This window comes from Williamsia sp. Y853, from assembly GCF_056786495.1.
The window spans coordinates 916,869-940,340 of sequence record NZ_JBXCJC010000001.1 but is presented as its reverse complement, the minus strand read 5'-3'; the positions used below and the strand labels follow the sequence as shown (position 1 = coordinate 940,340).

Here is a 23,472-nt window from a genome sequence, read left to right as displayed (position 1 = left end):
GGTGTGAATTCGGGTGGAGCTGTGGGCCGCAGCTTTGTTGTCACTGCAGCCCATTTGTTACAGCGCTTTGAGTTCCTCGATGATCAGGCCGACCGATTTCTTGGCGTCCCCGAACAACATCGACGTACCCGGCAGCGTGAACAGCGGGTTATCGATACCGGCGTAACCCGATGCCATACCGCGTTTGAGGACGATCACCGAACGGGACTGATCGACGTTGAGGATCGGCATCCCGTGAATCGGCGAGCTCGGATCGTTGCGCGCCGCGGGGTTGGTCACGTCGTTGGCGCCGATGACCAAGGTGACATCGGTACGGGCGAACTCGCCGTTGATGTCGTCCATTTCCTTCATCGCGTCGTACTCGACACCAGCTTCGGCGAGAAGGACATTCATGTGTCCGGGCATACGACCGGCGACCGGGTGAATGGCGTACTTCACCTCGACGCCCTTCCCCTCCAGGATCGCCGCCATGTCCTTGACCGCGTGCTGAGCCTGCGCCACCGCGAGTCCGTAACCGGGGACCACGATCACCTGGTTGGCGTACGCCATCTGGATGGCCGCATCAGCGGCAGAGGTGGCCTTGACCGTGCCCTGCTCACCGGCCGGACCGGCAACACCGGCCGCTCCGCCGCCACCGAACGAACCGAACACGATGGCCGGGATCGACCGGTTCATCGCCGTGGCCATCAGGTTCGTCAAGATCGAACCCGACGCACCGACGATCATGCCTGCCACGATCATTGCCGTGTTGTTCAACGCCAGACCCGCTGCCGCAGCGGACAACCCGGTCATCGCGTTCAACAGCGAGATGACCACCGGCATATCGGCGCCGCCGATCGGCAACACCACGAACAGACCCATCACACCGGCAGCAACCAGCACCAGCACGATCCACCACTGCGAGCTACCCTCGCCCGGGCTGGCGTTGATGCCGATGAACACGCACGCCGCGAGCGCCACCAACAACAGGACGATGTTCGCAACCTGGAAGATCTGGGCGTTCTTGACGAATGCCTTCTCAACCTTCTTGTTCATCAACTCTTGCAACTTGAGGAAGGCGACCAACGAACCCCAGAACGACACCGAACCGATGATCGCCGCGAACAGCGATCCGATCACGATGTGAATGGTCGGTGATTCGCCATGCTTGAACTCGGAAAACCCTGCGGTCTCGATGAACTCGGCCCAAGCGATCAACGCGACCGTGCCGCCGCCGACACCGTTGAACAAAGCAACCAGCTGTGGCATCGCGGTCATCTTGGTGCGCTTGGCAGGCGGCACACCCAGGATCACACCGATCGCAAGACCGGCCACGATCAGAATCCAGTTGATGGCGTAGGTATCGCGGATCTCGATCAACGTCGCGATCACCGCCAACCCCATGCCGGCAGCAGCGATCCAGTTACCGCGGACCGCGGTCTTGGGCCCGGTCAGGCCCGACAAACCCAAAATGAACAGCGAAAACGCAACAATATAAAGAATATTGACCAGATTGTTCACTTCTGGACTCCCTCAGACGACCCGGCTGCATCTTTTTCGTTCAGCGGAGCCTTCTTGCTCTTGAACATTCCCAACATGCGGTCGGTGACCAAGAAGCCGCCCACCACATTCAGGGTTCCGAAGATCAACGCGATGAAAGCGATGATCCGCACACCCCACGGAGCATCATCGGGCAAGCGGCCCAACACGATCAGGGCACCGAGGACAACGACACCGTGAATGGCGTTGGTGCCGGACATCAATGGCGTGTGCAGGGTGTTGGGCACCTTGGAGATGACCGCGAAGCCAACAAACCCGGCCAGCACGAGAATCGCGATATTCGCGAGAAGTCCCGAATACATATCAGGCACCTGCCTTCTGTGTTTCGCGCGTGACACAGGCCGCGGCGAGGATTTCGTCGTCGAAATCGGGAATGATCTTGCCGTCCTCGCCGAGCATCAACTCGATCAGCGCAAGAATGTTTTTCGAATACAGCTCGGACGCGTGCTCGGGCATACCCGCCGGAAGATTGAGCGGTGAGCAGATCATCACGTCATGGCGGATCACCTCTTGGCCCGGTTCGGTCAACTCACAGTTGCCGCCGGTCTCACCGGCCAGGTCGATCACAACGCTGCCCGGCTTCATACCCTCCACCGCGCCGGCCGTCACCAGGCGCGGCGCCGGACGACCCGGCACCAACGCGGTCGTGATGACCACATCGAAACCCTTGATCGCGTTCTCCAGAGCCTGCTGTTGCTGTGCGCGTTCGTCATCGGTCAGCTCGCGGGCATATCCGCCTTCACCGGCCGCGTCGATCCCGAGATCGAGCCACTGCCCGCCAACGGACTTCACCTGCTCGGCAACCTCGGGACGCACGTCATAGCCGGTTGTCCGAGCACCCAACCGCTTTGCGGTCGCGAGCGCCTGCAACCCGGCCACACCCACACCGAGCACCAGTACCGTGGCCGGCTTCACCGTTCCGGCGGCGGTGGTCAACATCGGGAAGAACCGGGTCGAACGCTCAGCCGCCAAGATCACAGCCTTGTAGCCGGCGACGTTGGCCTGCGAGGACAACGCATCCATCGACTGCGCCCGCGAAATACGCGGAATCGCCTCGACAGCGAAGGCCTGCACACCCGCCGACTTCAACCCGCCGATCTGATTCTCGGCATTACGCGGATTCAGAAAACCGATCAACGACGAACCCGACGACAACTTTGCGATCTCGACATCAGTAGGCGGCGCAACCTTGACCACCACATCTGCCGACCACGGATCGCCGATCGAGGCACCGGCGGCCACATACAACGCGTCCGGGATCAACGCGCCCAGACCTGCGCCCGACTCCACGACCACCGATACACCCTTGCTCACCAAAGTGGCGGCAACCTTCGGAACCAGCGCGACCCGGCGTTCCCCCTCCGTCGTTTCGCGCACGACACCCACACTCATAGAAGCTCCCTTGTCATGGGGTTGGCGGTTCGTCGGTGACACCTTCGTCCGACGCCTGCCCACAAATGGCCGATGTGGCACACGACTCACGTGCGCCACATCACTGCGTTGGAACATAGCATGATCAAATGGGCAGGGGCAGTGTGTAACTGAACACAGTTCAGTTACACAACCGTGCCATTAAAGGCTCTTATCCGGTTGCCCAGTTATCTGCGAGTAACCGAGGTGGCGTGGTGTGTCCGGGGCGCGACGTCGTCAGAAAGCGACTGCGACGACCGGGTCGCCTGTCGGCTGCGAGGACCCGCCCTCGGGTTCGACCGTGACACCGAACTCGTCCGACCCGGTCACCCCGTCGACGGCAACGGCTTGACGGCCCGGTGAACCCTGCATCAGTCCGACAGACAAGGGCTCATGATCGTCCCCCATCAGCCACATCTGATACGTCTGGCCTGCGGGGACCGGGGGCAACCCATCGGCAAGGACAACCGCTTTGTTCTCGTCGCGCGAAGCCACGACGGTGACGCTCGCGCCATCGCCGATGTCGGCCTGCTTCATCTGCATGTCCGGCGCCGCCAGCACCTGACTGATCTGCTTGTCCAGGTCACCCTGCGCGACTGGTCCCTCGGCGTCCGGGGCAGTGACCCGGCCCACCATCACTCCGCCGATGATCAAAATCAGAGCCGCCGCGACCGCACCGACGGCGATACTCGCCCGACGACGGCGCGATGTGATGTCAACCACATTCGATCGTGACTCGGTGTCGGGCGCCTGTTTCGGCTCGCCGGACTCCGGTGCCGCCTCGCGCTGCGGCAACTCGGCCAGCAACAGTCCGCGGATTCGCGGTGGCGGCGCGGTGGCGTACTCGGCCGACAGCGAAGCCAGCGCCTCGTGGGTGCGGGTGATCTCCCCGCGGTACCGCTGCCGCTCGGCGAGCGGCGCTTCGGCGATCTCACGCTCGACGCGGGCGACCTCGTCCGCTTCCAGTGCCCCGAGGGCAAAGAGCTCGATGTGCTCGTCGAGCCAACTGTGCTCAGCCATGGGGGTTCGCCTCCAGACACTGCTTCAGGCGACGGAGGCCGTCGCGGATACGTGATTTGACGGTTGGGAGAGCTGCATCGAGCCGCTCTGCTACCTGCCGATATGTCAGGCCCCCATAGTAGGACAGCTCAATACTCTGACGTTGCGTCGAAGTCAGGCTGCCCAGGCAGAACACGACGTCGTCACGTTCTTCACGGGACACGACGGACTCGGCCACGCTGTCGCTGGGCAGTTCCAGATTCGACACCGAGTAGTCGGTGGATCGCCTGCTGGCTGCTTCCTCGCTGCGAACGCGGTCGACTGCCCGCCGGTGCGCAATGGTCATCATCCAGCTCAGCGCAGAGCCGGATGCGGGATCGAACCCTTCGGCCTTCTGCCACACCTGCAGGTACACCTCCTGCAGCGTTTCTTCGGCATAACCACGATCTCGTAGAACTCGAAGGATCAACCCGAACACCCGGGCGCTCGTCGCGTCGTACAGGTCGGCAAAAGCCGCTCGATCGTGGCCGGCCGTCCGGATCAACAGATCGGCGAGGTCTACCCGCGCTTCGGGAATTCGGTCGGTCACATCCATGACAGTAGCGATAGTCATCAGAACACCTACTCAATCCGCAGCACTCGGTTGTGCCAACCGGTGGCGCCATCAGGTATCGGCGCAACCCGTTCCTCGGGTTGGACCTGTCCGGTCTTGTCGGTCGCGCGACAGTAGATGGTGTGTTGTCCCGCGGTGGCCTGCCAGGTCCAATACCACTGCCGCCAGGTGTCATCGGAATACTCCGTCGCCAGCGTCGCGGTGTTCCACGGACCGTCATCGACCCGGACCTCGACTTTGGCAACCCCGCGATGCTGCGCCCACGCGGTCCCGGCGATCACCACATCGCCAACCGGATGCCGCGACAATCCGGCAGGCCGGTCGATGCGCGAGGCGGTCTTGATCGGAGCCTTCTCACCCCAGTCACGCTTGGTCCAGTACGCCTGGGCCTTGTCGAACCTGGTGATCTCCCAGTCGACGACCCACTTGCATGCCGAGACGAAGCCGTACAGTCCGGGGATCACCTGCCGAACCGGGTATCCGTGTTCGAGCGGCAACGGCTCGCCGTTCATACCGATTGCCAGCATCGCGTCGCGGCCGTCCATCACCGCCTCGAGAGGTGTGCCCGACGTCCATCCGTCGACGCTCGTCGAAAACAACATGTCGGCGTCGTCGCGTACACCCGCCCGCTCCAGAATCGCCTTCATCGGATAGCCGACCCAGTCGGCCGTACCGGCCAGCTCGCCGCCGACTTCGTTGGAGACGCACGTCAGCGTCACGATCCGTTCGGTTGCCTGCATGTCCATCAGGTCATCCCAGGTGAGGGTGAACTCACGCTCGACCATCCCGTGCACCCGTAGTTGCCAATCGCCGGTGGTCAGCGCCGGGACCTGCAGGGCGGTGTCGATGCGGTAGAAGTCGTTGTTGGCGGTGACAAATGGGGTCACGCCCTCGACCTCGACATTCGCACCTGCCGGAATCGGGGTGGCCGCACTGGCCGGCCGTGGGAGCTGCACGCGTTTGCGATCGGCGATGACGTCACCCATCGTCGAGATCTGCCTGCCGATGAAAGCGGCGGCTCCGGAGATCACCACGATCAGGCCGGCTGAGATCGCAAAACTCCTACGCGACAGGCCCTCCCGCGTCGGTGCGGGCTCATCGGACGCCACCGCGTTCACGTCATCCTGATCCGCGCGACCCTGCGCGATCTCACCCTGACGCGACCCGCTGAAGAGAAACCCCCGCAGGTAACGCAGCACCAGGACACCAACCACAATCGCAATCAGGGAGGGCAGCGCGTACCAGTTGTCCGAGGTGGGCCGGTGCAGTGCCGCGATGACACCGAAGATTCCGAAGGCCGCGATCAACACCGAACCCACAGGGACAGAACGTCGTTCGACGATACCGGCCACCACCGACAGGAGTGCCACGGCAATCCCGATGCCCCACAACAACACCGGCTTGTCATTGGTTCCGAACGTCTCGATGGCGAACTCACGCATCGATGCGGGGGCGCGATCGACGAGGAACGATCCCACTGCATAGAAGGGCGAGGCGTAGGAGGACACGAATGCTGCCGTCAACTCCCCGACAGCGAGTCCGGCACCCGCGGCCACCAGGCCGGCGAGCCCGTGGCGTGCCACCGCTGCTATGTGCAATTCCTCAGCCTCTCAGGAGTTTTCAATCTTCCTTTGTCGGGAGGTGATTCGTATCCATCGACGTTTCGGATGGCTGAGGGGCGGATCAGAAGTTTCCTTCATCCGCACCCATCCGCCCACCGAGCAGCTCCGAACCTGCCGTGACCGACAAATGATCGGCGCCACAGATGCCGCAGGTGGCCGGCGCCGCGCATACATGACCGACGTTATGGATAAGGACAGCGAAGATGGCTCTCAAACGAATTCAGCGACTGGCAGTAACCGTGGCGAGCGTTGGCTTGGCAATCGGCCTCGTGGCAGGTTGTTCGGACGACAGTTCCGACTCCTCGTCGGACAGCGCCACGAACTCGGCGATGACCTCGGCACCGATGACCTCAGCGCCGATGACCAGCGAATCAGGCACTTCGGCAGAAGCCGCCACCCTGGTCGGCCCGGGCTGCGCGGCATACGCCGAAGCCAACCCGACCGGTGCAGGATCGGTTGACGGCATGGCCGCCGAACCGGTCGCCACCGCAGCCGCCAACAACCCGTTGCTCACCACCCTGACCGCAGCGGTCTCCGGTGGGCTCAACCCCGACGTCAACCTGGTGGACACCCTCAACAGTGGAGAGTTCACCGTCTTCGCACCCACCGATGATGCCTTCGCCAAGATCGATCCGGCGACCATCGAAACGCTCAAGACCGACAGCGACACCCTGACCAAGATCCTGACCTACCACGTCGTGCCCGGACAGTTGTCGCCCGATGAGGTCATCGGCGACCACGAGACCGTCGAAGGCCAAACGGTCACCGTGACCGGTCCCGTCGACACCCTCAAGGTCCAGGACGCCACTGTGGTCTGCGGCGGTGTGAAAACCGCCAACGCAACCGTCTACCTCATCGACACGGTGCTGATGCCCCCGGCCGCATAACCTGCGACCAGGCATTCACCAACTGAGGTAGATCAAGAACTCGGGCCGGGGCGGCTACACCCCCGACCGGCCGCTCCGGCCCGGGCCTTGCGTCTCCAATACATCAAGTTTCCACAGTTCGCCCGACAACTTCGCCCGCCGATACCACGAATTCCGATGTCCTCCCATATCGTGTTCGTTGTGACGGTAGGCCCGGTCCCTGGAGATCAGATCGAAACCGCTGCGGCGGAAACCGATCCTCCCCAGCGAGGAACTCTTGTCGAGTTCATGCGCAGGCCCCTGCCCATGCAGGTCCTGCGCTTTTCTGCGGTCGGGATCATGTGCACCACCGCATACGCCCTGATGTACCTCACGCTGCACGGGCTGGTCGGCGCGCAGGCCGCCAATTTCATCTCCATGCTTGTCGCGGCCGTCCTCAACACCGCCGCCAATCGCGCCTTCACGTTCCGGCTGCGGGGCTCTTCACAGCTGCTCACCCATCACATCCAGGGTGTGGCCGTCTTCGGCTTCGGCTGGGCGCTGACCGCGTTCTCGCTGTTCGTTCTGCACCAGATCTCAGAGCACCCGTCGAGCCAGCTCGAACTGGTCATCCTGATGACAGTGAATCTGATCGCGACCGGTGTCCGGTTCGTGACCTTCCGGCAGATGTTCGCTCGTGCGCTGCGGAAGCAGCTCGCCGCTGCCTCCGCCTGACGCCGCCCTTGGTACACACAAAAACGCTCCACGTGCAGAGAACTGCATGTGGAGCGTCTTCGTTTCTGTGGAGCGTTCAGCGGGATGCGGCGTGCCGACCGGCCCGACGGCCGAAGAACGATCCCTCACCCAGCTGAGTCCCGCTGGCGTAGCCCTTACCGTCCTGCGCGAGGTTGGCGGCCCCGGCTCCGGCCGCGTAGAGACCGGGAATCGTCGCACCCGATTCGGTGAGCACCTCACCGTCGACCGAGGTTGCCAGGCCACCCATGGTGAACCCGGCATACATCGCCTTGCCAAGCGACATGTCGAACGCCGCCCACGGGCCCTGGTCCTGCGGCGCCAGCCACTCGGGACGTTTGCCGAAATCGGGATCTTCCCCGCGTGCGGCATATTCGTTGTACCGGGCCATCGATGTCTGCAGATTTCCTTCGGGGATCCCGAGCGCCGATTCCATCTCCGCGATGGTCTCCCACCCGTCGATGAACGGCACCAGCGGAAACTCCGGACGTTCCATGTGTGCCTCGTCGACGATGAGATAGGCCACCGCGTCCGGCTGCTCCATCACAAATGCCGACGTCCGCGAGTGATAGGAGTCCTCGCACACAAACCTTTGGCCGTCTTTGTTGACCGCGAGGCCCGTCAACAGGATCGACGGCGGGTAGACCGGGGCGGTCACAAACGGTTGATCCATGTGTTTGAGTCCGCCACCGACAGACGCCCCGAGCCGGATACCCAACCCGTCGTCGTAGGTGCTGCCCAGCGTGTAGGGCTTCTCGGACATCTGCGGGACGAACTCCGCGACCATCGACTCGTTCATCACGAAACCACCGGCCGCGATGATCACCGCCTTGGCCTTGATGAACCCCGTGGCCTGTAGACGCTTCCACCGCACTCCGACGACTTCACCGCTCTCGTCGACAACGAGGTTGCGGGCACCGGTCTCGTACCGGATCTCCGCGCCGATCTCGGCCAACCGTTTCACCAGCAGGTCCGTGACCATGCCCGCACCTCCCAGGTCGCCTTCGACCGGAACCTTGTGACCGCGCGGCGCCGGAACGGCCTGCTCGCAAAAGGGCCAGACCTTCTCGTTGCCGGTGTACATCAAGCCCTGGGTTCCGGGCTGGATCACGGCCTTCTCCGGGTAGTAGCTGCGCTCGAATTCGAAGCCGAGCGACTCGAGCCAGTCGAAGTGCTCGACACTTCCCTGGCAGTAGGCGCGGATCTTGTCCGGTTCGGGTTCACGTGAAACAGCGAGCAGGTATTTCTCCATCTCTTCGGCCGAATCCTCGTGCCCGGTCGCCGTCTGCACCGCGGTGCCGCCACCGAGATAGAAGTGTCCACCGGCCATCGCCGAGGTTCCGCCTGCAACGGCCGCGCGCTCGAGGACCAGCACCCGGGCTCCGGCGGTTGCCGCCTCGACCGCAGCACTGCCGCCAGAGACTCCGCATCCGACGACGAGCACGTCGACCTCATCGGACCACTCGTCAACCGTCGATACGGCCACCACCTCGGGCAATTCAGCCTTCATCAGCGCAATCCTCACTCTTCCCGCGGGCGACGCCGAGGTGAGCACCCCCGCGATTCGACCCTCCGACCTAAACTAGAACTCGTTCTACTTTAGGTCAATGAGGCGACTGGGGACACAGCTTCAGACGTGTTCGGAAATGAGCGCTGCGACCGTGTTCGGCTCCAGCGCCGAAAAGGTGTGCCGAACATCGCCTGGATAGTGGATGTAGTCGCCAGGCCCGAGTTCAACCGGTTCATCGATCAGACCGACCAGCGCTCGGCCGGACACGAGCACCACGTGCTCGACGACGCCTGACATGTGCGGGTCGGAATCGCGGGGTTCGCCCGGCTGCGCGGTGACGAGATAGAGATCCCTGCGGGCGTAGGTGGGACAGGCCGACAGCAGCGTCGCCACATAATCCGACCGCTCGGACGACAGGGCCGGGCCTTCGCCGGATCGGATCACCTGGACGCGCGGGGCCGGCGGCTGCACCAGCAGCGCAAACGGCACCTCGAGGGCGGTGCTCAGTGCCCACAGCGTTTCCACACTGGGGTTACCGTTACCCGCCTCCAGCTGCGACAGCGTCGACTTCGCGACACCCGCCCGTCGGGCGACCTCGGCCAGCGATAGTCCCGTCCGTTTGCGTTCGCGCTGCAGTGCGGTGGCGATGGCCTGCAGTGGTGCGCCGGTCATGTGGTTCTCCTCGAACTGTTCGGTATTACATACCAACGACTTCGTTCGACTGACACTACCGTTCGTTCGGGTTGACGAACACCCGGTCAAAGGTCCACTATAAAAGCCATGCGTTCGATATGGCGAACACTTGACCCCACACTGGCCCGCGAGGTGGCACTCGTCTGTGCTGCGATCTCGTTGGTGGGGTTGTCCTTCGGCGCGATCACGGTCGGCAGCGGCTTCCCGATCTGGGTACCGATGCTGATGTCGGTGGTGGTGTTCGCGGGCGCCGCCCAGTTCGCCTTCGTGGCCATCATCGCTGCCGGCGGGACCATCTTCGCCGGGGTCGCCGCCGGACTCCTGACCAACGCGCGGCACATCCTGTTCGGATTCTCCTTCGGCGACGTATTCGGTAAGTCGATCGCCTCACGTCTGGTCGGCGCCCACCTCATGATCGACGAATCCGTGGCGTTCACCATCGCGCAACGTGACCCGGAGAGGCGACGAGCGGTCTATTGGGCCTGCGGCGCAGGCCTGTTCGTCTCCTGGAACCTCGGCGCTGTGTTGGGTGCGATTGGCGGCAGCATGCTCAGCGATACCAACGCTTTCGGGCTCGACGCCGCATTTCCCGCTGTGCTGCTGGCATTGATCCTGCCCAGCCTTCGGGACCACACCACACGTAAGGCAGCCTGCGTCGGCGCCGTCATCGCGGTGGCTGCAGCGCCGTTCACCCCGGCCGGGACCCCAATCCTGTTGGCGCTCTCCGCAGTTGTCCTTGCGGTTCCGATCCGCCGACCGCAGCAGGCGGTGGCGAAATGAGCGTGAGCACACCCGCGCTGCTTCTCGGGATCGCCGCACTGGCACTGGGCACCTTCGCGTTTCGCTTTGCCGGGCCCGTCCTGGCCGGACGATGGACCATACCCGAGCGATTCGAACAGCTCACCGCAATCGGTACCGTGGTCCTGCTGACCGCACTGGTCGCCACAGCCACATTCATCGAGGACCACGAAATATCCAGCCCGGCCCGAATTCTCGGAGTGGCCGTCGGCGGCGTACTGGCCTGGCGAAGGGTGCCATTTGTGGCTGTGGTGGTGGCTGCCGCCGGATCGACGGCGCTGCTGCGATTGCTCGGGATGTCCTGACCTTCGTCAGGCGCCCAGCCAATCCAAGATCTCCTTGGTCACCTTGTTCGTCGCATCCGAGTATTCGGGATGCTTCTTCAAGAATGCCGCAACCAGCGGGCACACACCGACGATCTTTTTACCTTGCGCGCGAGCATCATCGAGCGCTTCTTTGACCAGGATGGTCGCAAGCCCGCGGCCACCGAAGGCTTCTTTCACCTCGGTGTGATAGAAAACCCGTTGCGCCACACCGTGATCATCGGTCCGGTCCGCGTAGGCCGCCAGACCGGCACGCTCTCCGCCGACCGTGACGATGTACCGATGTTCAGCCGGGTCGTCGGCCACCGTGACCGGTGCGCCGGTTTTGTCCGCGATTGCCCCACTGTTGTTGGTCATGACAGCTGAAACTGCCTGTGCTGCTCGAATATTCCAGCTCATCGCGACGGCTCCTGACGTGGTTTGATCCTCGCGTTGGGCAACGCAGGCGCAGGCAGGCGGATGACCGGTCCCTCATACCCGGCCACTTCACCGAATCGACCGGACTGCTGCTCCCACTGCTCCCGGTAGGTCACGATGTCTTCATGGCTGCGGCCGACGAAGTTCCACCACATCACCAGATCTTCGTTGAACGGCGTGCCACCGAGAAGTATCACCCGAGAAGGCTGGTCATCAGAGCTCTGCAACGTCAACTGGGTCTGCCCGGTTCCGATGTAAGCCATCTCCGTTCGCGCCACCTCGGCGCCGTCGACACTGACCGCGCCCTGATCGACGAGCACACCGTGTTCGAAGTCCGGATCGACCGGGATCGTCAGCATCGCACCGGTATCCAGGTCGATCTGAGCACCGAGCAGCGGACTGAACGTCTTCACCGGCGACGTACTGCCCATCAGCGTTCCGATGAACACATTGATCCGCCCGACGTCGACATACAGCGGTTCAGGCACGTAATGGTCAAACCCCCGGCCGGTATCCCGAGCGTCGGCAGGCAGCGCCACCCACAGCTGGACGCCATGGAGTTCGGTGGTTTCCGGCGTCGACACCTCCGAATGACAGATCCCGTGTCCGGCGGTCATCAAATTGACCTCACCCGGACGGACCATCGCGTGAATGCCGTGACTGTCACGGTGCTCGATCTCGCCGGAGAACAACCAGCTGACGGTCTGTAGCCCGGTGTGTGGATGCGGCGGCACGTTCATGCCACCGGTGTCCTGCACGTTCGCCGGACCATAGTGGTCGGCAAAACACCACGCGCCGATGAGGGATCGAGCCCGTTGCGGGAGTGTCCGATGAACCAGCATCGCCCGTGGTCCACCCAACGGGACGTCACGCGAGGTCAGAATCTGCACATGGAGATCGGTTGACGGTGCTGATGCGCAGTCGATCTCCGGACCCTCGACAAGGTTGCTCATCAGCCACTTCTCCCGGTTCGCGTCATGATCCTGCAGGCATTTCCCAGTCCGAGCCACATCGAATATTCAACCGAGCAGACAGGTCATGCCGCAGTGGTGATAATTACCGATAGTAACGGCGATGTACGCCCGTAAAGCCCATTGTGGACGCTTGGCCCGTTGCATCGTGCGAGTTACCCCAAGATCATCACCACACCTGGAGGTTTGATCCAATGGCCACTCCGACCACAGTTCAGAAACTCGCCGCCGAGGCGCTTGGCACCTTTTGGCTCGTACTCGGCGGCTGCGGTACCGCAGTGTTCGCCGCCAAATCCATCGCCCAGGACGACGACACCGGAACGATGTACCAAGTGGGCGTCGGTTTCCTCGGTGTCTCGATCGCCTTCGGTCTCACCGTCCTGACCGGCGTCTACGCTCTCGGCCACATCTCGGGTGGCCACTTCAACCCGGCGGTGACCATTGGTGCGGCCCTGGCCAAACGCTTCGAATGGAAAGACGTTCCGGGGTACATCATCGTCCAGGTGATCGGAGGTATCGCCGGAGGCGCGATCATTCTGGCGATAGCCAGCGGGCGAGATGGTTTCGAGGCCAAAGGAAATATGGCCGCCAATGGATTCGGGGACCACTCCCCGGGCGGGTACGCATTGTGGGCCGCCCTGATCGCCGAGGTTGTGTTGACCGCAATATTTGTCATCGTCATCCTGGGCGCCACCGACACGCGGGCACCGGCGGGTTTGGCCGGTGTCGCGATCGGCCTGACCCTGACCCTGATCCACCTGATCAGCATCCCGATCACGAACACGTCGGTGAACCCGGCCCGATCCACCGCGGTGGCGTTCTTCAACGGGAACGGTGCGCCGGGTCAGTTGTGGCTGTTCTGGGTGGCACCGATCGTGGGCGCGGTCATCGCGGGCGTTCTCTATCCGTTGGTCTTCGACAAGGGTGCAGAAGAACCAGAGCTCGACCGGATTCCCAATCCGGCTCAAGGCCGCTGACATTCGCCAAACGACAAGGCCGTGTAAAACCGACCGTGGTTACCGGAATCGGCGCAGCCGCAGGCTGTTGCCCACCACGAACACCGACGACAGGGCCATCGCCGCACCCGCGATCATCGGATTGAGCAACCCGACAGCGGCGAGCGGTATCGCGGCGACGTTGTAGCCGAAGGCCCAGAAGAGGTTTCCCTTGATCGTGCGCAGGGTGGCCCGCGACAACCGGATCGCATCCGCGGCCGCTCTCAGATCACCGCGTACCAAGGTGATGTCGCTTGCCTCGATCGCGGCATCGGTTCCGGTCCCCATCGCGAGCCCGAGATCGGACTGTGCCAGGGCCGCAGCATCGTTGACACCGTCACCGACCATCGCGACAGTCTTTCCCTGTCCCTGCAGGTCTTTGATCGCGTCGACCTTCGCCTCGGGCAACACACCGGCGATAACCGTTTTGATGCCCACCTGCGCAGCAACGGTTTTCGCCACTGCCTCGTGATCGCCGGTCAGCAAGACCGGGGTCAGGCCCAGATCGACGAGTTCGGCAACCGCTTGCGCCGACGTCGGTTTGAGCACATCGGACACCACCAGCACACCGCGGATACGGCCGTCCCATCCGATCGCGATCGCCGTGTGGCCGGATCGGGCCGCCGAGTCGATTGCGGACGCGAGCTCATCGGGAAGGTCGAGGCCTGCATCGATCAGCCACTGCGGCCGTCCGACCGACACCGACACCTCTTCGACGATGCCGGTGACGCCGAGCCCGGCGGTGTTGACGAAGTCCGACACAGAGGCCAGGTCACCGACCCGCTCCTCGGCGCCGACGGCAACCGCCCTCGCAATCGGGTGCTCCGAGGCATTCTCGACCGAGCCGGCCCGGAGTATCACCTGGTGGATGTCTTCTCCGTCGGCCACCACCACCTCGGTCAGCGTCATCTGGCCAGTGGTGACGGTGCCCGTCTTGTCGAGCACGATCGTGTCGACCTGCCTGGTCGATTCGAGGATCTGCGGGCCCTTGATCAAAATGCCCATCGAGGCACCACGTCCGGTGCCGACCATCAGTGCCGTGGGAGTCGCAAGACCGAGGGCACACGGGCAGGCAATGATGAGTACCGCGACCGCAGCGGTGAACGCGTCGGTGGCGTTGTAGCCCAAGCCGAGCCAGACCGCAAGGGTACCCAGCGCCAGAACGATCACAATCGGGACGAATACGCCCGAGATCCGGTCAGCCAGACGCTGGACCTGCGCCTTTCCGGTCTGCGCCTGCTCTACCAACCGTGCCATCTGAGCGAGCTGGGTATCGCTCCCAATGCGCTTGGCCCGCACAATCAGCCGGCCGCCGGCATTGACCGTAGCGCCGACAACCGAGTCACCGGGTTCGACTTCCACCGGCACCGATTCGCCGGTGAGCATCGAGGCATCGATTGCGGACGAACCACTTTCGACCTCGCCATCGGTGGCGATGCGTTCGCCCGGTCGCACCACGAACAGGTCTCCGACCGCGAGTTGCTCGATGGGGATCAGCTTTTCGCGTCCTCCGACGAGGACGGTGACGCTCTTCGCGCCGAGTTCGAGCAGACTCCGCAGCGCACTGCCCGCCCGCCGCTTCGACCGCATCTCGAAATAGCGTCCCGCGAGGATGAAGGTGGTGACACCGGCCGCGGCTTCGAGGTAGATGTTTGCCGTGCCATCGGACGAGGCCATATCCATGCCCCCGTGCGCGATCCCGGGATCACCGGCCGCACCGAAGAACAGTGCGTACAGCGACCATCCCAGGGCCGCCAGCGTTCCGACGGAGACCAGCGTGTCCATCGTGGCGGCGCCGTGGCGCGCGTTGATCGCGGCCGCCCGGTGGAATTGCCAGCCACCCCAGATAACCACGGGCGCAGCCAATGTCAGCGACAGCCACATCCAGTTGTCGAACTGCAGCTGCGGGATCATCGCCATCGCGATGACAGGAATCGACAGGGCCGCACTGACCAGTGTCTTGTGCCGGAGTGTGTGTAGTTCAGGATCGGACTTGTCGTCGTCGGTGTGGTCAACGCCTGCCGGTTCCGGCACCTTGGCGTGATAGCCGGCCGCCTCGACAGCCGCGATGAGGTCCGCGGTGTCCACCGTCTCGGGGTAACTGACGCTTGCCTTTTCGGTGGCGTAGTTGACCGTGGCCGCCACACCGTCGAGTTTGTTGAGTTTGCGCTCGATCCGATTGGCGCACGACGCGCACGTCATGCCGCCGATCTCGAGATCGATCTGCGCGGGTGCTGTGGTGGTCATGCGTTCAGCCCAACCGGTATCCGGCATCGACAACCGCCTCTTCGATCAGCTCGCGCGCAACAGGCTGTGTGACATGGACATTCAATGCGCCGGTGCCCAGATCGACTTCAACGCGGTCCACCCCGGGGATCTCGCCGACTTCTTCGGTGACCGACGCGACGCAGTGCTGGCAGGTCATTCCGACCACCTGGTAGGTCTCGACACTCATCTCATACTTCCCCTCTATGAACGGACCAGCCGGGCGATCGCCTCGGTGGCCTCTTTGACTTTTGCCTGCCCCTGCTCGTTGCTTTCACGGGCGGCATCGACGACGCAGTGCGACATGTGCTCTTCGAGCAGACCGAGGCTCACTGCCTGCAGCGCCTTGGTCATCGCGGACACCTGGGTCAGGATGTCGATGCAGTACTTCTCTTCCTCGACCATCCGCTGCAGTCCACGCGCTTGGCCTTCGATCCGCTTCAGTCGCTTGAGGTAGTCGTCTTTGCGGTGAATGTAGCCGTGCTGATGCTCTTCGGTCATGGTTGCTCCTGTCGCCTGTCAACAGAACTACCATACCCCCCTATGGTATTCCCATCGACCAGATCCACCTGTCGATCGAACAGCAGACCGGGGTCGGTCAGGACTCGCGTTGCGCCTTGATGACCGTTGCCAACTCCGACAGGAGGCCGACCAGATCGACCAGCACCTCGTCGACCGAGCGCACCCTGCCTGCGACGTGGTCTGCCATCCATTCCGGCACCTCGCCCGCAGGCTCATCGGAGTGCCGGGAACGGCGACCGGTTCCGGCCCGGACATCGACCGGTTCGGGTGCCGGATCGGCCGATTCATGCCGTGGACTGTGCGTTTCTGCCTCGGGAAGCGCTTCCGGGGCCGGGACGGGTTCAGGCGCACTCGGGGGCTCTGGAGCGTCGGGCGTGCTCGGGGTCGCTTCTTCCGCGGTCGCCACCGAACCTGATCGGCTCACACCATTCACACTCACGGTGGTGTCGGACCGGTAGTGCGAGCCGAACCGTGGCGTTGACGTCGTCGGGACGTAACGGTGCGGTCCGCCGTGGCCTGCGAAGAAGACACACGCCAGATCCATGCTGTCGAGGACCGGGCAGGGTTCGAGTTCGGTCAGCCGATGGGCGTCATCGTCATCCGACCACTGCAGCCACAGCCGAAAGCCGTCGCGTGGGCCCGCGCCCGCATCGGACGCGTGGATTCCGGGATGTCCCGAACCCAGGCGGCATCGCTGGACCCATCCATTGTCCGGAGCGTCATCGAAGGCGGCATGCGTGTCGGTGGCAGCAATTACCGTTGACCAACACACATCGAATTCTCCCGCCACGGGTCCATCTTGTCCTCAAGTGGTAGTGGTCGCGAGTTCGACACACGAGTTGGGAGTACTGATGATCGGTTTCGTGAAAGCAATTGCACTTGACGGTCCGAATCCGGTGGAACTGGCCAGTTTTTACCAGAGAGTGCTCGGCGGAGACCTCGACACCAGTGACTCCGAATGGGTCGAATTGGACTGCGGCCTTGGTAAGGCAAAGCTGACGTTTCAACGGTCGACGAGTTACGTCCCGCCGACATTTCCCGACCCGAACGGAAGTCAGCAGATCCATATCGACGTCCAGGTTTCCGATCTCGCCGCGGCCGAACCCCAGATTCTCGAAGCGGGCGCAACCAAGGTCGAGGGGCAGGAGTTCGAAACGTTCCGGGTCTATCTGGACCCCGTCGGCCACCCGTTCTGCTTGGTGCTGAACTGACCTGCGTCCGGACCAGAATCGCCTGACTGTGATAACCCCTAGTCAGGTGGCGTATATTTGGCGTCATGGTAGCCGTTCTGGATGACAAGTTGGCCGACCTCGATCGCTGGGTTCCCGGCAATCGGTGCTCGATCACGCGCGCCCTCGATGTGGTCGGCACCAAGACAGCGATGTTGATCCTGCGAGAGGCGATGTACGGCACCACCAGGTTCGACGGGTTCGCGCGCCGGGTCGGGGTCAGTGATGCCGTGGCCTCTGCACGCCTCAAGGGACTCGTCGATGCCGGACTCCTGGAGAAGGCCCCCTATCAAGAGCCGGGGCAGCGCACCCGGTACGAGTACCACCTCACCGAGATGGGCACCGACCTGATGCCCGTCGTCTTCGGGCTGATGCAGTGGGGCGACAAGTACCTCCAGCCCGAGGGCCACCCCCTCGACCTGATCTCCGACGTCACCGGTGAACCCGTGAAAGCCGGACTGACCACACCGGACGGCACCGAGGTGCCGCTCGACGAGCTACGGATATCGCTGGTCAAGCCCTGATCTGTTGGTCATGACCTCGACGGATAGACTTTTCACTCATGGTTTCCGACGCGGCGCTGCGCACTGATCTGGTCGTGGTCGGGGCCGGTGTCGCCGGCCTCACCGCAGCGGTGAGCGCAGCCGAATCCGGCCTGGATGTCCTGGTCATCAACAAGGGGCGCGGCTGGCATCCGGGCGACCGCGAACCCGGTACCGCCACCTATTTCGCCCAGGGCGGCATCGCCGTGGTCGAGCCCCACAACACCGAGGACTCGATCGCGCTCCACACCCGCGACACCGTCGTGGCCGGAGCCGGACTCACCGATCCGGCCGCCACCGAATCGATCGTGAGCGAGGGATTCGCGGCGGTCACCGCACTGGTCGGCTGGGGCGCAGAGTTCGATGTCGGCTCCGATGGCCGCTTTCTGCGGACCCGCGAAGGTGGCCACAGCGTTCGCCGCATCATCCACGCAGGCGGTGACGCCACCGGCGCCCAGGTGCAGCGGGCACTGACGCAGAAGGCACTGTCGCACCCGAAGATCAGGGTGCTCGACGACACGCACGCCCGGCAGATCCTGATCAGCGCTGACGGAACGGCCGTCGGCCTGAGCATCGGTTCGGGCGACGGAGTCCGCACCGAGGTGTACTCACCGACCGTTGTGCTGGCCACCGGCGGCGTCGGCCACATGTACCGAGCCACCACCAATCCACTCGGCGCGACCGGCGACGGCATCGCGCTGGCCCATGCGGCAGGCGCGGCGGTGGCCGACATGGAGTTCATCCAATTCCATCCGACGATGCTCTACCGGCCGGGAGTCCGGGGACGCCGCACCCTGATCAGTGAGGCCTTGCGCGGCGAGGGCGCGATACTCGTTGATGTCGAGGGCAATTCGGTGACCGCAGGCGTTCATCCACTCGGCGACCTCGCACCACGCGACGTGGTGGCAGACGCGGTGAGCGCGGCGATGACCCGCACCGGCGCCGAACACGTCTATCTCGATGCCCGGCACATCGCCGGTGTCGCTGCGCGGTTCCCGACCGTCACCGCCGGGATCGCCGAGATCGGCATCAATCCCGCGGCCGACCTGATCCCGGTGGTGCCCGGCGCTCACTACCTGTGCGGTGGCGTGGTCACCGACACCGTAGGGGCCACCACAGTGCCCGGCCTGTATGCCGCAGGCGAAGTTGCACGCACCGGCCTGCATGGCGCAAATCGGTTGGCGTCCAACAGTTTACTCGAGGGACTGGTAATGGGCCGGCGGGTGGCACAGGCTGCCGCCGGGCGCGTGGGCACCACGGTGGCGGAACCGGATTCGAGGCCTACTTCCCCGGTTCCGATCGCAACACGCCAAGAACTCCAGGACCAGATGTCGGCACACGCCGCCCTGAGCCGCGACCAGAGCGGCCTGAGCGCACTGGCCGACCGGCTCGAATCAGCGCCGGTACGCCACCCCCGCGACGTCACCGACCACGAGGACGCCGCACTCACCCTGACCGCGCAGCTCGTGATCGCTTCGGCATTGGCGCGCAAAGAGTCTCGCGGATGCCATCACCGGACGGACGATCCGGCCATCTGACGGGCGCCGGCACGCGCAGTGCACTGAACCGCCACCTTCGACAAAGCGTGCGGACCAGTCGTCCCTGCCTGCCGAGCACCGGCGACCAACGCAACGCTCCGGAAGGCGACGGTGCCCCAGGCCGCCAGTAGGAGTACGTACAGGCACACCGAAATGACCTGGAGCAGAGCCGAACCGGTGGCGAATCCAAGGGCGGCCGCACCGGTGACGCAGGTTCCGACCGGGAAGGTGAAGCTCCACCAGGCCGGGGTGAAGCTCATTCCCTGCCGTGCGTTGTGGACCGTGACTGACACCGCCAGTATGAAGACGAAGACCGCAAACCCGCCCATCACCAGCCCGTAGCCGATTCCGAGGATTCGGAGTCCGGCGGCGATCGAGGTCTGATCGCCGACGAAAACCAGCGATGCCCGCTCGCCCAAAAGTACTGCGGCAGTGACGGACTGTCCGATCAGGCCGAGCATGATCCACATCGTCGGGGCGACCTGCGCCGAGGGAAGTCCACGGTGGATCAGTCGCGAGTACACCATGCCGATGGTCAGCAGTCCGACGAGCAGGCTCAGGCCGAACATGCCGTAACAGATGGCGATCACACTCATCCGCAGCTGGCCGGCCGAAATATGCTGGATCAGTAGCGATCCGACGGCCGCCGACACCATCGGGGGCACGACCGGCAGCAACCAACTGGGCATCGCTCCTGACTGTGCGCTCTGGGTTCCGATGATCATCCGGAACGGGATCCAGACGGCGGTGAAGATGCCTGCGGCCGTGCCCGCCAACCACAGCAGTCCACCGATCCAGACGGCCACACCTTCGCCGATGAACTGCGGTCCGAGTTCGATGGTGCCGGCACCCACGGTCAGCAGCGCCATCGCGGGCGCCCCGTAGAAGTGGGCCATCACCGGATCGGCGGCATGCCGCGCCGGGCCACCCCGCAGGAACAGGATCGAGGCGACCACCAGTCCGACCGCAGCCAGCAACCAGAACGCCGTGGTCAGCGCATTGAATCCGGGGACGCTCGAGTGCAGTGCAACGCCGGAGGTCGCGACGATGCCTGTGCCCATGATTGCGGCGAACCAGTTGGGTGTCATGGAACAAGCCTGCGGCGAGCGACACCTGTGCGGTAGTCGGCTTGCCCTTGTCCCGATACAAGCTGTGCTTGTACCCTCGACCGATGGTGTTGCCCGCGCGAGTCCCCGACCTGTCCGCGTTGGATGTTGTTGTCTCGGTGGCCCGCGGGGGCAGCATGAGCGCGGCGGCGCGAGAACAGAATCTGAGCCAGCAGGCGATCAGCGCCCGAGTGCACTCGGTGGAGCGCGAACTGGGGATCGTGCTGTTCCGTCGCTCCCCCAGCGGAACCGAGCTCACCGCCGAGGGTGTTGCCGTCCTGGAGTGGGCTTCGGGGCTGTTGGATGCGGCAGAACGCTTCTCGGCAGGCGTCGATTCACTGCTCGGGAGCAAGCGTGCATCGTTGACCGTCGCCGCATCCATGACCGTTGCCGAGTACCTCATCCCACGCTGGGCTCTCACGTTGCGCCGAACGCATCCGAACACCCGGATTCGGGTGCAACCCATGAACTCTGCCGATGTCACGCGCGAGGTCTTGTCCGGCTCGGTGGATGTCGGATTCATCGAGGGCCCGGAGACCGACAGCCGACTCGAGGCGCTGACCGTCACCCGCGACGAACTGGTGGTCATCACGCGTCCCGATCACCCGTGGGCGCAGCGCGGGCGACCCATCTCGCCAGCCGAGCTGCGCAAAACCCCACTGGTGCAACGTGAACCAGGATCGGGTACCCGCGTGACCTTCGAGTCGGCCCTTGGCGACGTCACCGACCCGTTGCTGGAGCTGAACTCCGTCGCCGCCGTCAAGGCCGCGGTACTCGGCTCGGACGCCCCGGCCGTGTTGTCGAGTTTGTCTGTCGCACAAGAACTCATCGACGGCAGGCTGACCCGGATCGAGGTCGAGGACGTGTCGATGCCGCGGGACCTGCGCGCGGTCTGGCCCCGAGGATCCGGCCTCCGGGGACCCGCCCGCGATCTGGTGTCCCTGGCGGCCCAAGACCAGCAGACCACAGCATTCGAACATCGAGGCGGCCATGACATTTGAATCAGGCACCAGCCACCACGCCGATGTCCGCGAAGCCGAGATCGCCTGGTCCGAGTCCGGAGACGGTCCAGCCGTCATCTGGGCACACGGCCTCACCTCGAGCGGCTCCGGACAGGAACGGTCCGGGATGTTCGACTGGACGCCCCTGAGCGATGAACATCGGCTGATCCGATACGACGCCCGTGGTCATGGCAGCTCGACCGGGGAACCCGTGCCCGGGCACTACACCTGGCCGAACCTGGGCCTGGATCTGTTGGGATTGCTGGACCAGGTTGCCGGTGGCGAGCAGGTCGACGGACTCGGATCGTCGATGGGCACCGCCACACTGCTCTACGCCGCGACGATGAATCCGCGGCGATTCCGGCGCCTGGTGCTCACCACACCACCCACGATGGGCTCGGTGCGGGCAGCGCATGTGCGCGGATACCTCGACGGCGCCGCGTTGATCGAACGTTCCGGTCTTGCCGCATACGAAAAGGCAAGTGCGGCAGGGCCACCGCCGCACATCTACTCCGGTCTGGTCGAGACGCCACCCGCACTGGAGGTGGCGGAGTCTCTGCTCCCGTCGATCCTGCGCGGCGCCGCGCTCTCCGACCTACCCGACAGCGACGCCCTGGCCGCCTTGGAACCACCGGCACTGATTCTGGCCTGGTCAGGCGATGCCGGCCATCCACTGTCGACCGCACAGCACCTGGCCGAGGTGATTCCCGGCGCCGAGTTGGTCATCGCCGATACGCCCATGCAGTTGCGGCGATGGCCGGAGGTCGCGGCCGCGTTTCTTCGTTGAGCCCCAAGTTGCTGCGCCGAACCCGGTGTAGGTCGAACCCGGTGTAGGTCGAACCCGGCCTAGGTCGATCCATCCACCAGCCGGTTGGTCAGGTCGATGAAGACCTGACGTTCCGCGGTTGTGAGGGGACTGAGGAATTCGTCCTGGACGCCGTCGAGCACCGCGTCGAGTCGCCGCAATTCAGTCCGTCCGGGTTTCGTCGCGGACACGACGTTGCGACGCCGGTCCGACGGATCGGGTTCACGAAGGACCAGCCCGGCCTCCGACAGGAACTCGATCGCCCCGGACACGTCACTGCGATCAAGACCGGTCATCCGGCAGAGATCAGCCTGGCTGGAGGAACCGGCTTCATCGAGTGCGGCGAGTATTCGATAGTGGTAGGGCCTCGCTCCGGCCTGTTCAAAAGCATCCCGCAGCAGTGTGTGCCCCCGCAGCTGTGCCCGACTCACCAGCCATGTCGCTCGCTCATCAAGTCGTTTCACCATGGCAACCACCGTATCAACTTGTTGGTTGGACCAACGGATTGCTATCGTTGGTCGCACCAACGATTACCGTACCAACACTTAAGGAGTGGTGATGATCGCTTTCGGACCCCAGCTCATCGGTCAGACCGAAAAGGCCCTCGGTGCCCTGCTCGGCCTTGCCCTGACCTCGCACAAACTGACCGAGCCCGAGTGGGTCACCCTTCGACTCGTCGAACAGTTCGGCACAACCGAAACCCCGGACACCGAATCCTTGGCGGATTTCATCGGGAACAGGGCCCATTTCGCGAACCCCCGAGCATTGCTGTCGGGTCTGACACAGCGCGGACTCGTCGCAGGCAACCTGCTCACCGAGGCGGGTCACGCCACGGTTTCGGCAATCAAACGGGAGATCGCCGATCTGACCGCACCATTGTGGACATCACTCGACCCCGACGACATTGCCGCGGCCGAACGCACCCTGAACATCGTCCACCAGCGGGCACAGGCGATGCTTGCAATCCCCACCTGAT

General features: G+C 64.0%; 27 protein-coding genes. 11 read left to right on the top strand and 16 right to left on the bottom strand.

What is annotated here, in order from left to right; genetic code table 11:
• Positions 1–57: 57 nt before the first annotated feature.
• The 6 genes from AC1TPF_RS04640 to AC1TPF_RS04615 form a co-directional block, all read right to left on the bottom strand.
• On the bottom strand, positions 58–1,500 hold the full coding sequence (locus tag AC1TPF_RS04640) for an NAD(P)(+) transhydrogenase (Re/Si-specific) subunit beta (protein ID WP_482136286.1): 1,443 nt from the start codon (positions 1,498–1,500) through the stop codon (positions 58–60).
• Positions 1,497–1,841, bottom strand: coding sequence for an NAD(P) transhydrogenase subunit alpha part 2 (locus tag AC1TPF_RS04635; RefSeq protein WP_482136287.1), 345 nt, complete (start codon positions 1,839–1,841; stop codon positions 1,497–1,499). The genes AC1TPF_RS04640 and AC1TPF_RS04635 overlap by 4 nt, the downstream gene beginning before the upstream one ends.
• A 1-nt stretch (position 1,842) precedes the next feature.
• Positions 1,843–2,931 (bottom strand): Re/Si-specific NAD(P)(+) transhydrogenase subunit alpha, encoded by a 1,089-nt coding sequence (locus tag AC1TPF_RS04630; protein ID WP_482142851.1) that lies wholly within the window; start codon positions 2,929–2,931, stop codon positions 1,843–1,845.
• 255 nt (positions 2,932–3,186) lie between these two features.
• On the bottom strand, positions 3,187–3,969 hold the full coding sequence (locus tag AC1TPF_RS04625; RefSeq protein WP_482142849.1) for an anti-sigma factor: 783 nt from the start codon (positions 3,967–3,969) through the stop codon (positions 3,187–3,189).
• Positions 3,962–4,543 carry an ECF RNA polymerase sigma factor SigK gene (gene sigK / locus AC1TPF_RS04620; protein ID WP_482137284.1) on the bottom strand — a complete coding sequence of 194 codons (582 nt, stop codon included), beginning with the start codon at positions 4,541–4,543 and terminating at the stop codon, positions 3,962–3,964. Before sigK ends, AC1TPF_RS04625 begins: the two co-directional genes overlap by 8 nt.
• Before the next feature lie 26 nt (positions 4,544–4,569).
• Positions 4,570–6,144 carry a molybdopterin-dependent oxidoreductase gene (locus tag AC1TPF_RS04615; RefSeq protein ID WP_482142848.1) on the bottom strand — a complete coding sequence of 525 codons (1,575 nt, stop codon included), beginning with the start codon at positions 6,142–6,144 and terminating at the stop codon, positions 4,570–4,572.
• A 242-nt stretch (positions 6,145–6,386) separates the two neighbouring features.
• Here AC1TPF_RS04615 and AC1TPF_RS04610 point away from each other — a divergent pair, with 242 nt between their 5' ends.
• Entirely contained in the window at positions 6,387–7,070 is a 684-nt protein-coding gene (locus tag AC1TPF_RS04610; protein WP_482136291.1) for a fasciclin domain-containing protein, read from the top strand.
• A gap of 180 nt (positions 7,071–7,250) precedes the next feature.
• Positions 7,251–7,763 (top strand): GtrA family protein, encoded by a 513-nt coding sequence (locus AC1TPF_RS04605; protein ID WP_482136292.1) that lies wholly within the window; start codon positions 7,251–7,253, stop codon positions 7,761–7,763.
• A 76-nt stretch (positions 7,764–7,839) separates the two neighbouring features.
• Here AC1TPF_RS04605 and AC1TPF_RS04600 read toward each other — a convergent pair whose 3' ends face one another.
• Together AC1TPF_RS04600 and AC1TPF_RS04595 are read right to left on the bottom strand one after the other, a co-directional pair.
• Entirely contained in the window at positions 7,840–9,291 is a 1,452-nt protein-coding gene (locus AC1TPF_RS04600) for an FAD-binding protein (RefSeq protein WP_482142846.1), read from the bottom strand.
• Positions 9,292–9,411: 120 nt separating this feature from the next.
• Positions 9,412–9,963 carry a helix-turn-helix domain-containing protein gene (locus tag AC1TPF_RS04595; RefSeq protein ID WP_482136294.1) on the bottom strand — a complete coding sequence of 184 codons (552 nt, stop codon included), beginning with the start codon at positions 9,961–9,963 and terminating at the stop codon, positions 9,412–9,414.
• A 108-nt stretch (positions 9,964–10,071) separates the two neighbouring features.
• Between AC1TPF_RS04595 and AC1TPF_RS04590 the strand changes: the two genes are divergently transcribed.
• Together AC1TPF_RS04590 and AC1TPF_RS04585 are read left to right on the top strand one after the other, a co-directional pair.
• Positions 10,072–10,764, top strand: a complete 693-nt coding sequence (locus AC1TPF_RS04590; protein ID WP_482142844.1) for an AzlC family ABC transporter permease — start codon at positions 10,072–10,074, stop codon at positions 10,762–10,764.
• The gene (locus AC1TPF_RS04585; protein WP_482142842.1) at positions 10,761–11,087 is read left to right on the top strand and encodes an AzlD domain-containing protein; all 327 of its coding nucleotides are present in this window, start codon (positions 10,761–10,763) and stop codon (positions 11,085–11,087) included. The genes AC1TPF_RS04590 and AC1TPF_RS04585 overlap by 4 nt, the downstream gene beginning before the upstream one ends.
• 6 nt (positions 11,088–11,093) lie before the next feature.
• Here the strand turns inward: AC1TPF_RS04585 and AC1TPF_RS04580 are convergent, their stop codons facing one another.
• Positions 11,094–11,462, bottom strand: coding sequence for a GNAT family N-acetyltransferase (locus AC1TPF_RS04580; protein WP_482136297.1), 369 nt, complete (start codon positions 11,460–11,462; stop codon positions 11,094–11,096).
• Positions 11,463–11,500: 38 nt separating this feature from the next.
• Positions 11,501–12,475, bottom strand: a complete 975-nt coding sequence (locus AC1TPF_RS04575) for a pirin family protein (protein ID WP_482136298.1) — start codon at positions 12,473–12,475, stop codon at positions 11,501–11,503.
• 212 nt (positions 12,476–12,687) lie between these two features.
• On the opposite strand from AC1TPF_RS04575, the gene aqpZ reads away from it, so the two are divergent.
• Positions 12,688–13,470: an aquaporin Z gene (gene aqpZ, locus AC1TPF_RS04570; protein WP_482136299.1), complete on the top strand. Its 783-nt coding sequence runs from the start codon at positions 12,688–12,690 to the stop codon at positions 13,468–13,470.
• A gap of 39 nt (positions 13,471–13,509) precedes the next feature.
• On the opposite strand, the gene AC1TPF_RS04565 is transcribed toward aqpZ, so the two are convergent.
• From AC1TPF_RS04565 to AC1TPF_RS04550, 4 genes are all read right to left on the bottom strand, one after another.
• On the bottom strand, positions 13,510–15,735 hold the full coding sequence (locus AC1TPF_RS04565; RefSeq protein WP_482142840.1) for a heavy metal translocating P-type ATPase: 2,226 nt from the start codon (positions 15,733–15,735) through the stop codon (positions 13,510–13,512).
• 4 nt (positions 15,736–15,739) lie between these two features.
• Positions 15,740–15,943, bottom strand: a complete 204-nt coding sequence (locus AC1TPF_RS04560) for a heavy-metal-associated domain-containing protein (RefSeq protein ID WP_482142839.1) — start codon at positions 15,941–15,943, stop codon at positions 15,740–15,742.
• 14 nt (positions 15,944–15,957) lie between these two features.
• Positions 15,958–16,254 (bottom strand): metal-sensitive transcriptional regulator, encoded by a 297-nt coding sequence (locus tag AC1TPF_RS04555; protein ID WP_482136302.1) that lies wholly within the window; start codon positions 16,252–16,254, stop codon positions 15,958–15,960.
• Positions 16,255–16,351: 97 nt separating this feature from the next.
• The gene (locus AC1TPF_RS04550) at positions 16,352–17,065 is read right to left on the bottom strand and encodes a hypothetical protein (protein ID WP_482142838.1); all 714 of its coding nucleotides are present in this window, start codon (positions 17,063–17,065) and stop codon (positions 16,352–16,354) included.
• A 61-nt stretch (positions 17,066–17,126) separates the two neighbouring features.
• On the opposite strand from AC1TPF_RS04550, the gene AC1TPF_RS04545 reads away from it, so the two are divergent.
• The 3 genes from AC1TPF_RS04545 to nadB all read left to right on the top strand — a co-directional run bounded on the left by AC1TPF_RS04545 (position 17,127) and on the right by nadB (position 19,584).
• A complete protein-coding gene (locus AC1TPF_RS04545) occupies positions 17,127–17,486 on the top strand; it encodes a VOC family protein (RefSeq protein WP_482142837.1) in 360 nt (119 codons plus the stop codon).
• 65 nt (positions 17,487–17,551) lie between these two features.
• A complete protein-coding gene (locus tag AC1TPF_RS04540) occupies positions 17,552–18,028 on the top strand; it encodes a winged helix-turn-helix transcriptional regulator (protein WP_482136305.1) in 477 nt (158 codons plus the stop codon).
• Positions 18,029–18,066: 38 nt separating this feature from the next.
• Complete coding sequence (nadB, locus tag AC1TPF_RS04535) at positions 18,067–19,584, top strand: L-aspartate oxidase (protein ID WP_482142836.1); 1,518 nt, start codon at positions 18,067–18,069, stop codon at positions 19,582–19,584.
• Here the strand turns inward: nadB and AC1TPF_RS04530 are convergent.
• Positions 19,557–20,672: a TDT family transporter gene (locus AC1TPF_RS04530; protein ID WP_482142834.1), complete on the bottom strand. Its 1,116-nt coding sequence runs from the start codon at positions 20,670–20,672 to the stop codon at positions 19,557–19,559. The genes nadB and AC1TPF_RS04530 overlap by 28 nt on opposite strands.
• Positions 20,673–20,755: 83 nt before the next feature.
• Here AC1TPF_RS04530 and AC1TPF_RS04525 point away from each other — a divergent pair, with 83 nt between their 5' ends.
• Entirely contained in the window at positions 20,756–21,691 is a 936-nt protein-coding gene (locus tag AC1TPF_RS04525; RefSeq protein ID WP_482142833.1) for a LysR family transcriptional regulator, read from the top strand.
• Positions 21,681–22,478, top strand: a complete 798-nt coding sequence (locus AC1TPF_RS04520) for an alpha/beta fold hydrolase (protein WP_482142831.1) — start codon at positions 21,681–21,683, stop codon at positions 22,476–22,478. The genes AC1TPF_RS04525 and AC1TPF_RS04520 overlap by 11 nt, the downstream gene beginning before the upstream one ends.
• A gap of 59 nt (positions 22,479–22,537) precedes the next feature.
• Here AC1TPF_RS04520 and AC1TPF_RS04515 read toward each other — a convergent pair whose 3' ends face one another.
• Entirely contained in the window at positions 22,538–22,963 is a 426-nt protein-coding gene (locus AC1TPF_RS04515; RefSeq protein WP_482142830.1) for a MarR family winged helix-turn-helix transcriptional regulator, read from the bottom strand.
• 91 nt (positions 22,964–23,054) lie between these two features.
• Between AC1TPF_RS04515 and AC1TPF_RS04510 the strand changes: the two genes are divergently transcribed.
• Positions 23,055–23,471 (top strand): hypothetical protein, encoded by a 417-nt coding sequence (locus AC1TPF_RS04510; RefSeq protein ID WP_482142828.1) that lies wholly within the window; start codon positions 23,055–23,057, stop codon positions 23,469–23,471.
• Position 23,472: the final 1 nt, after the last annotated feature.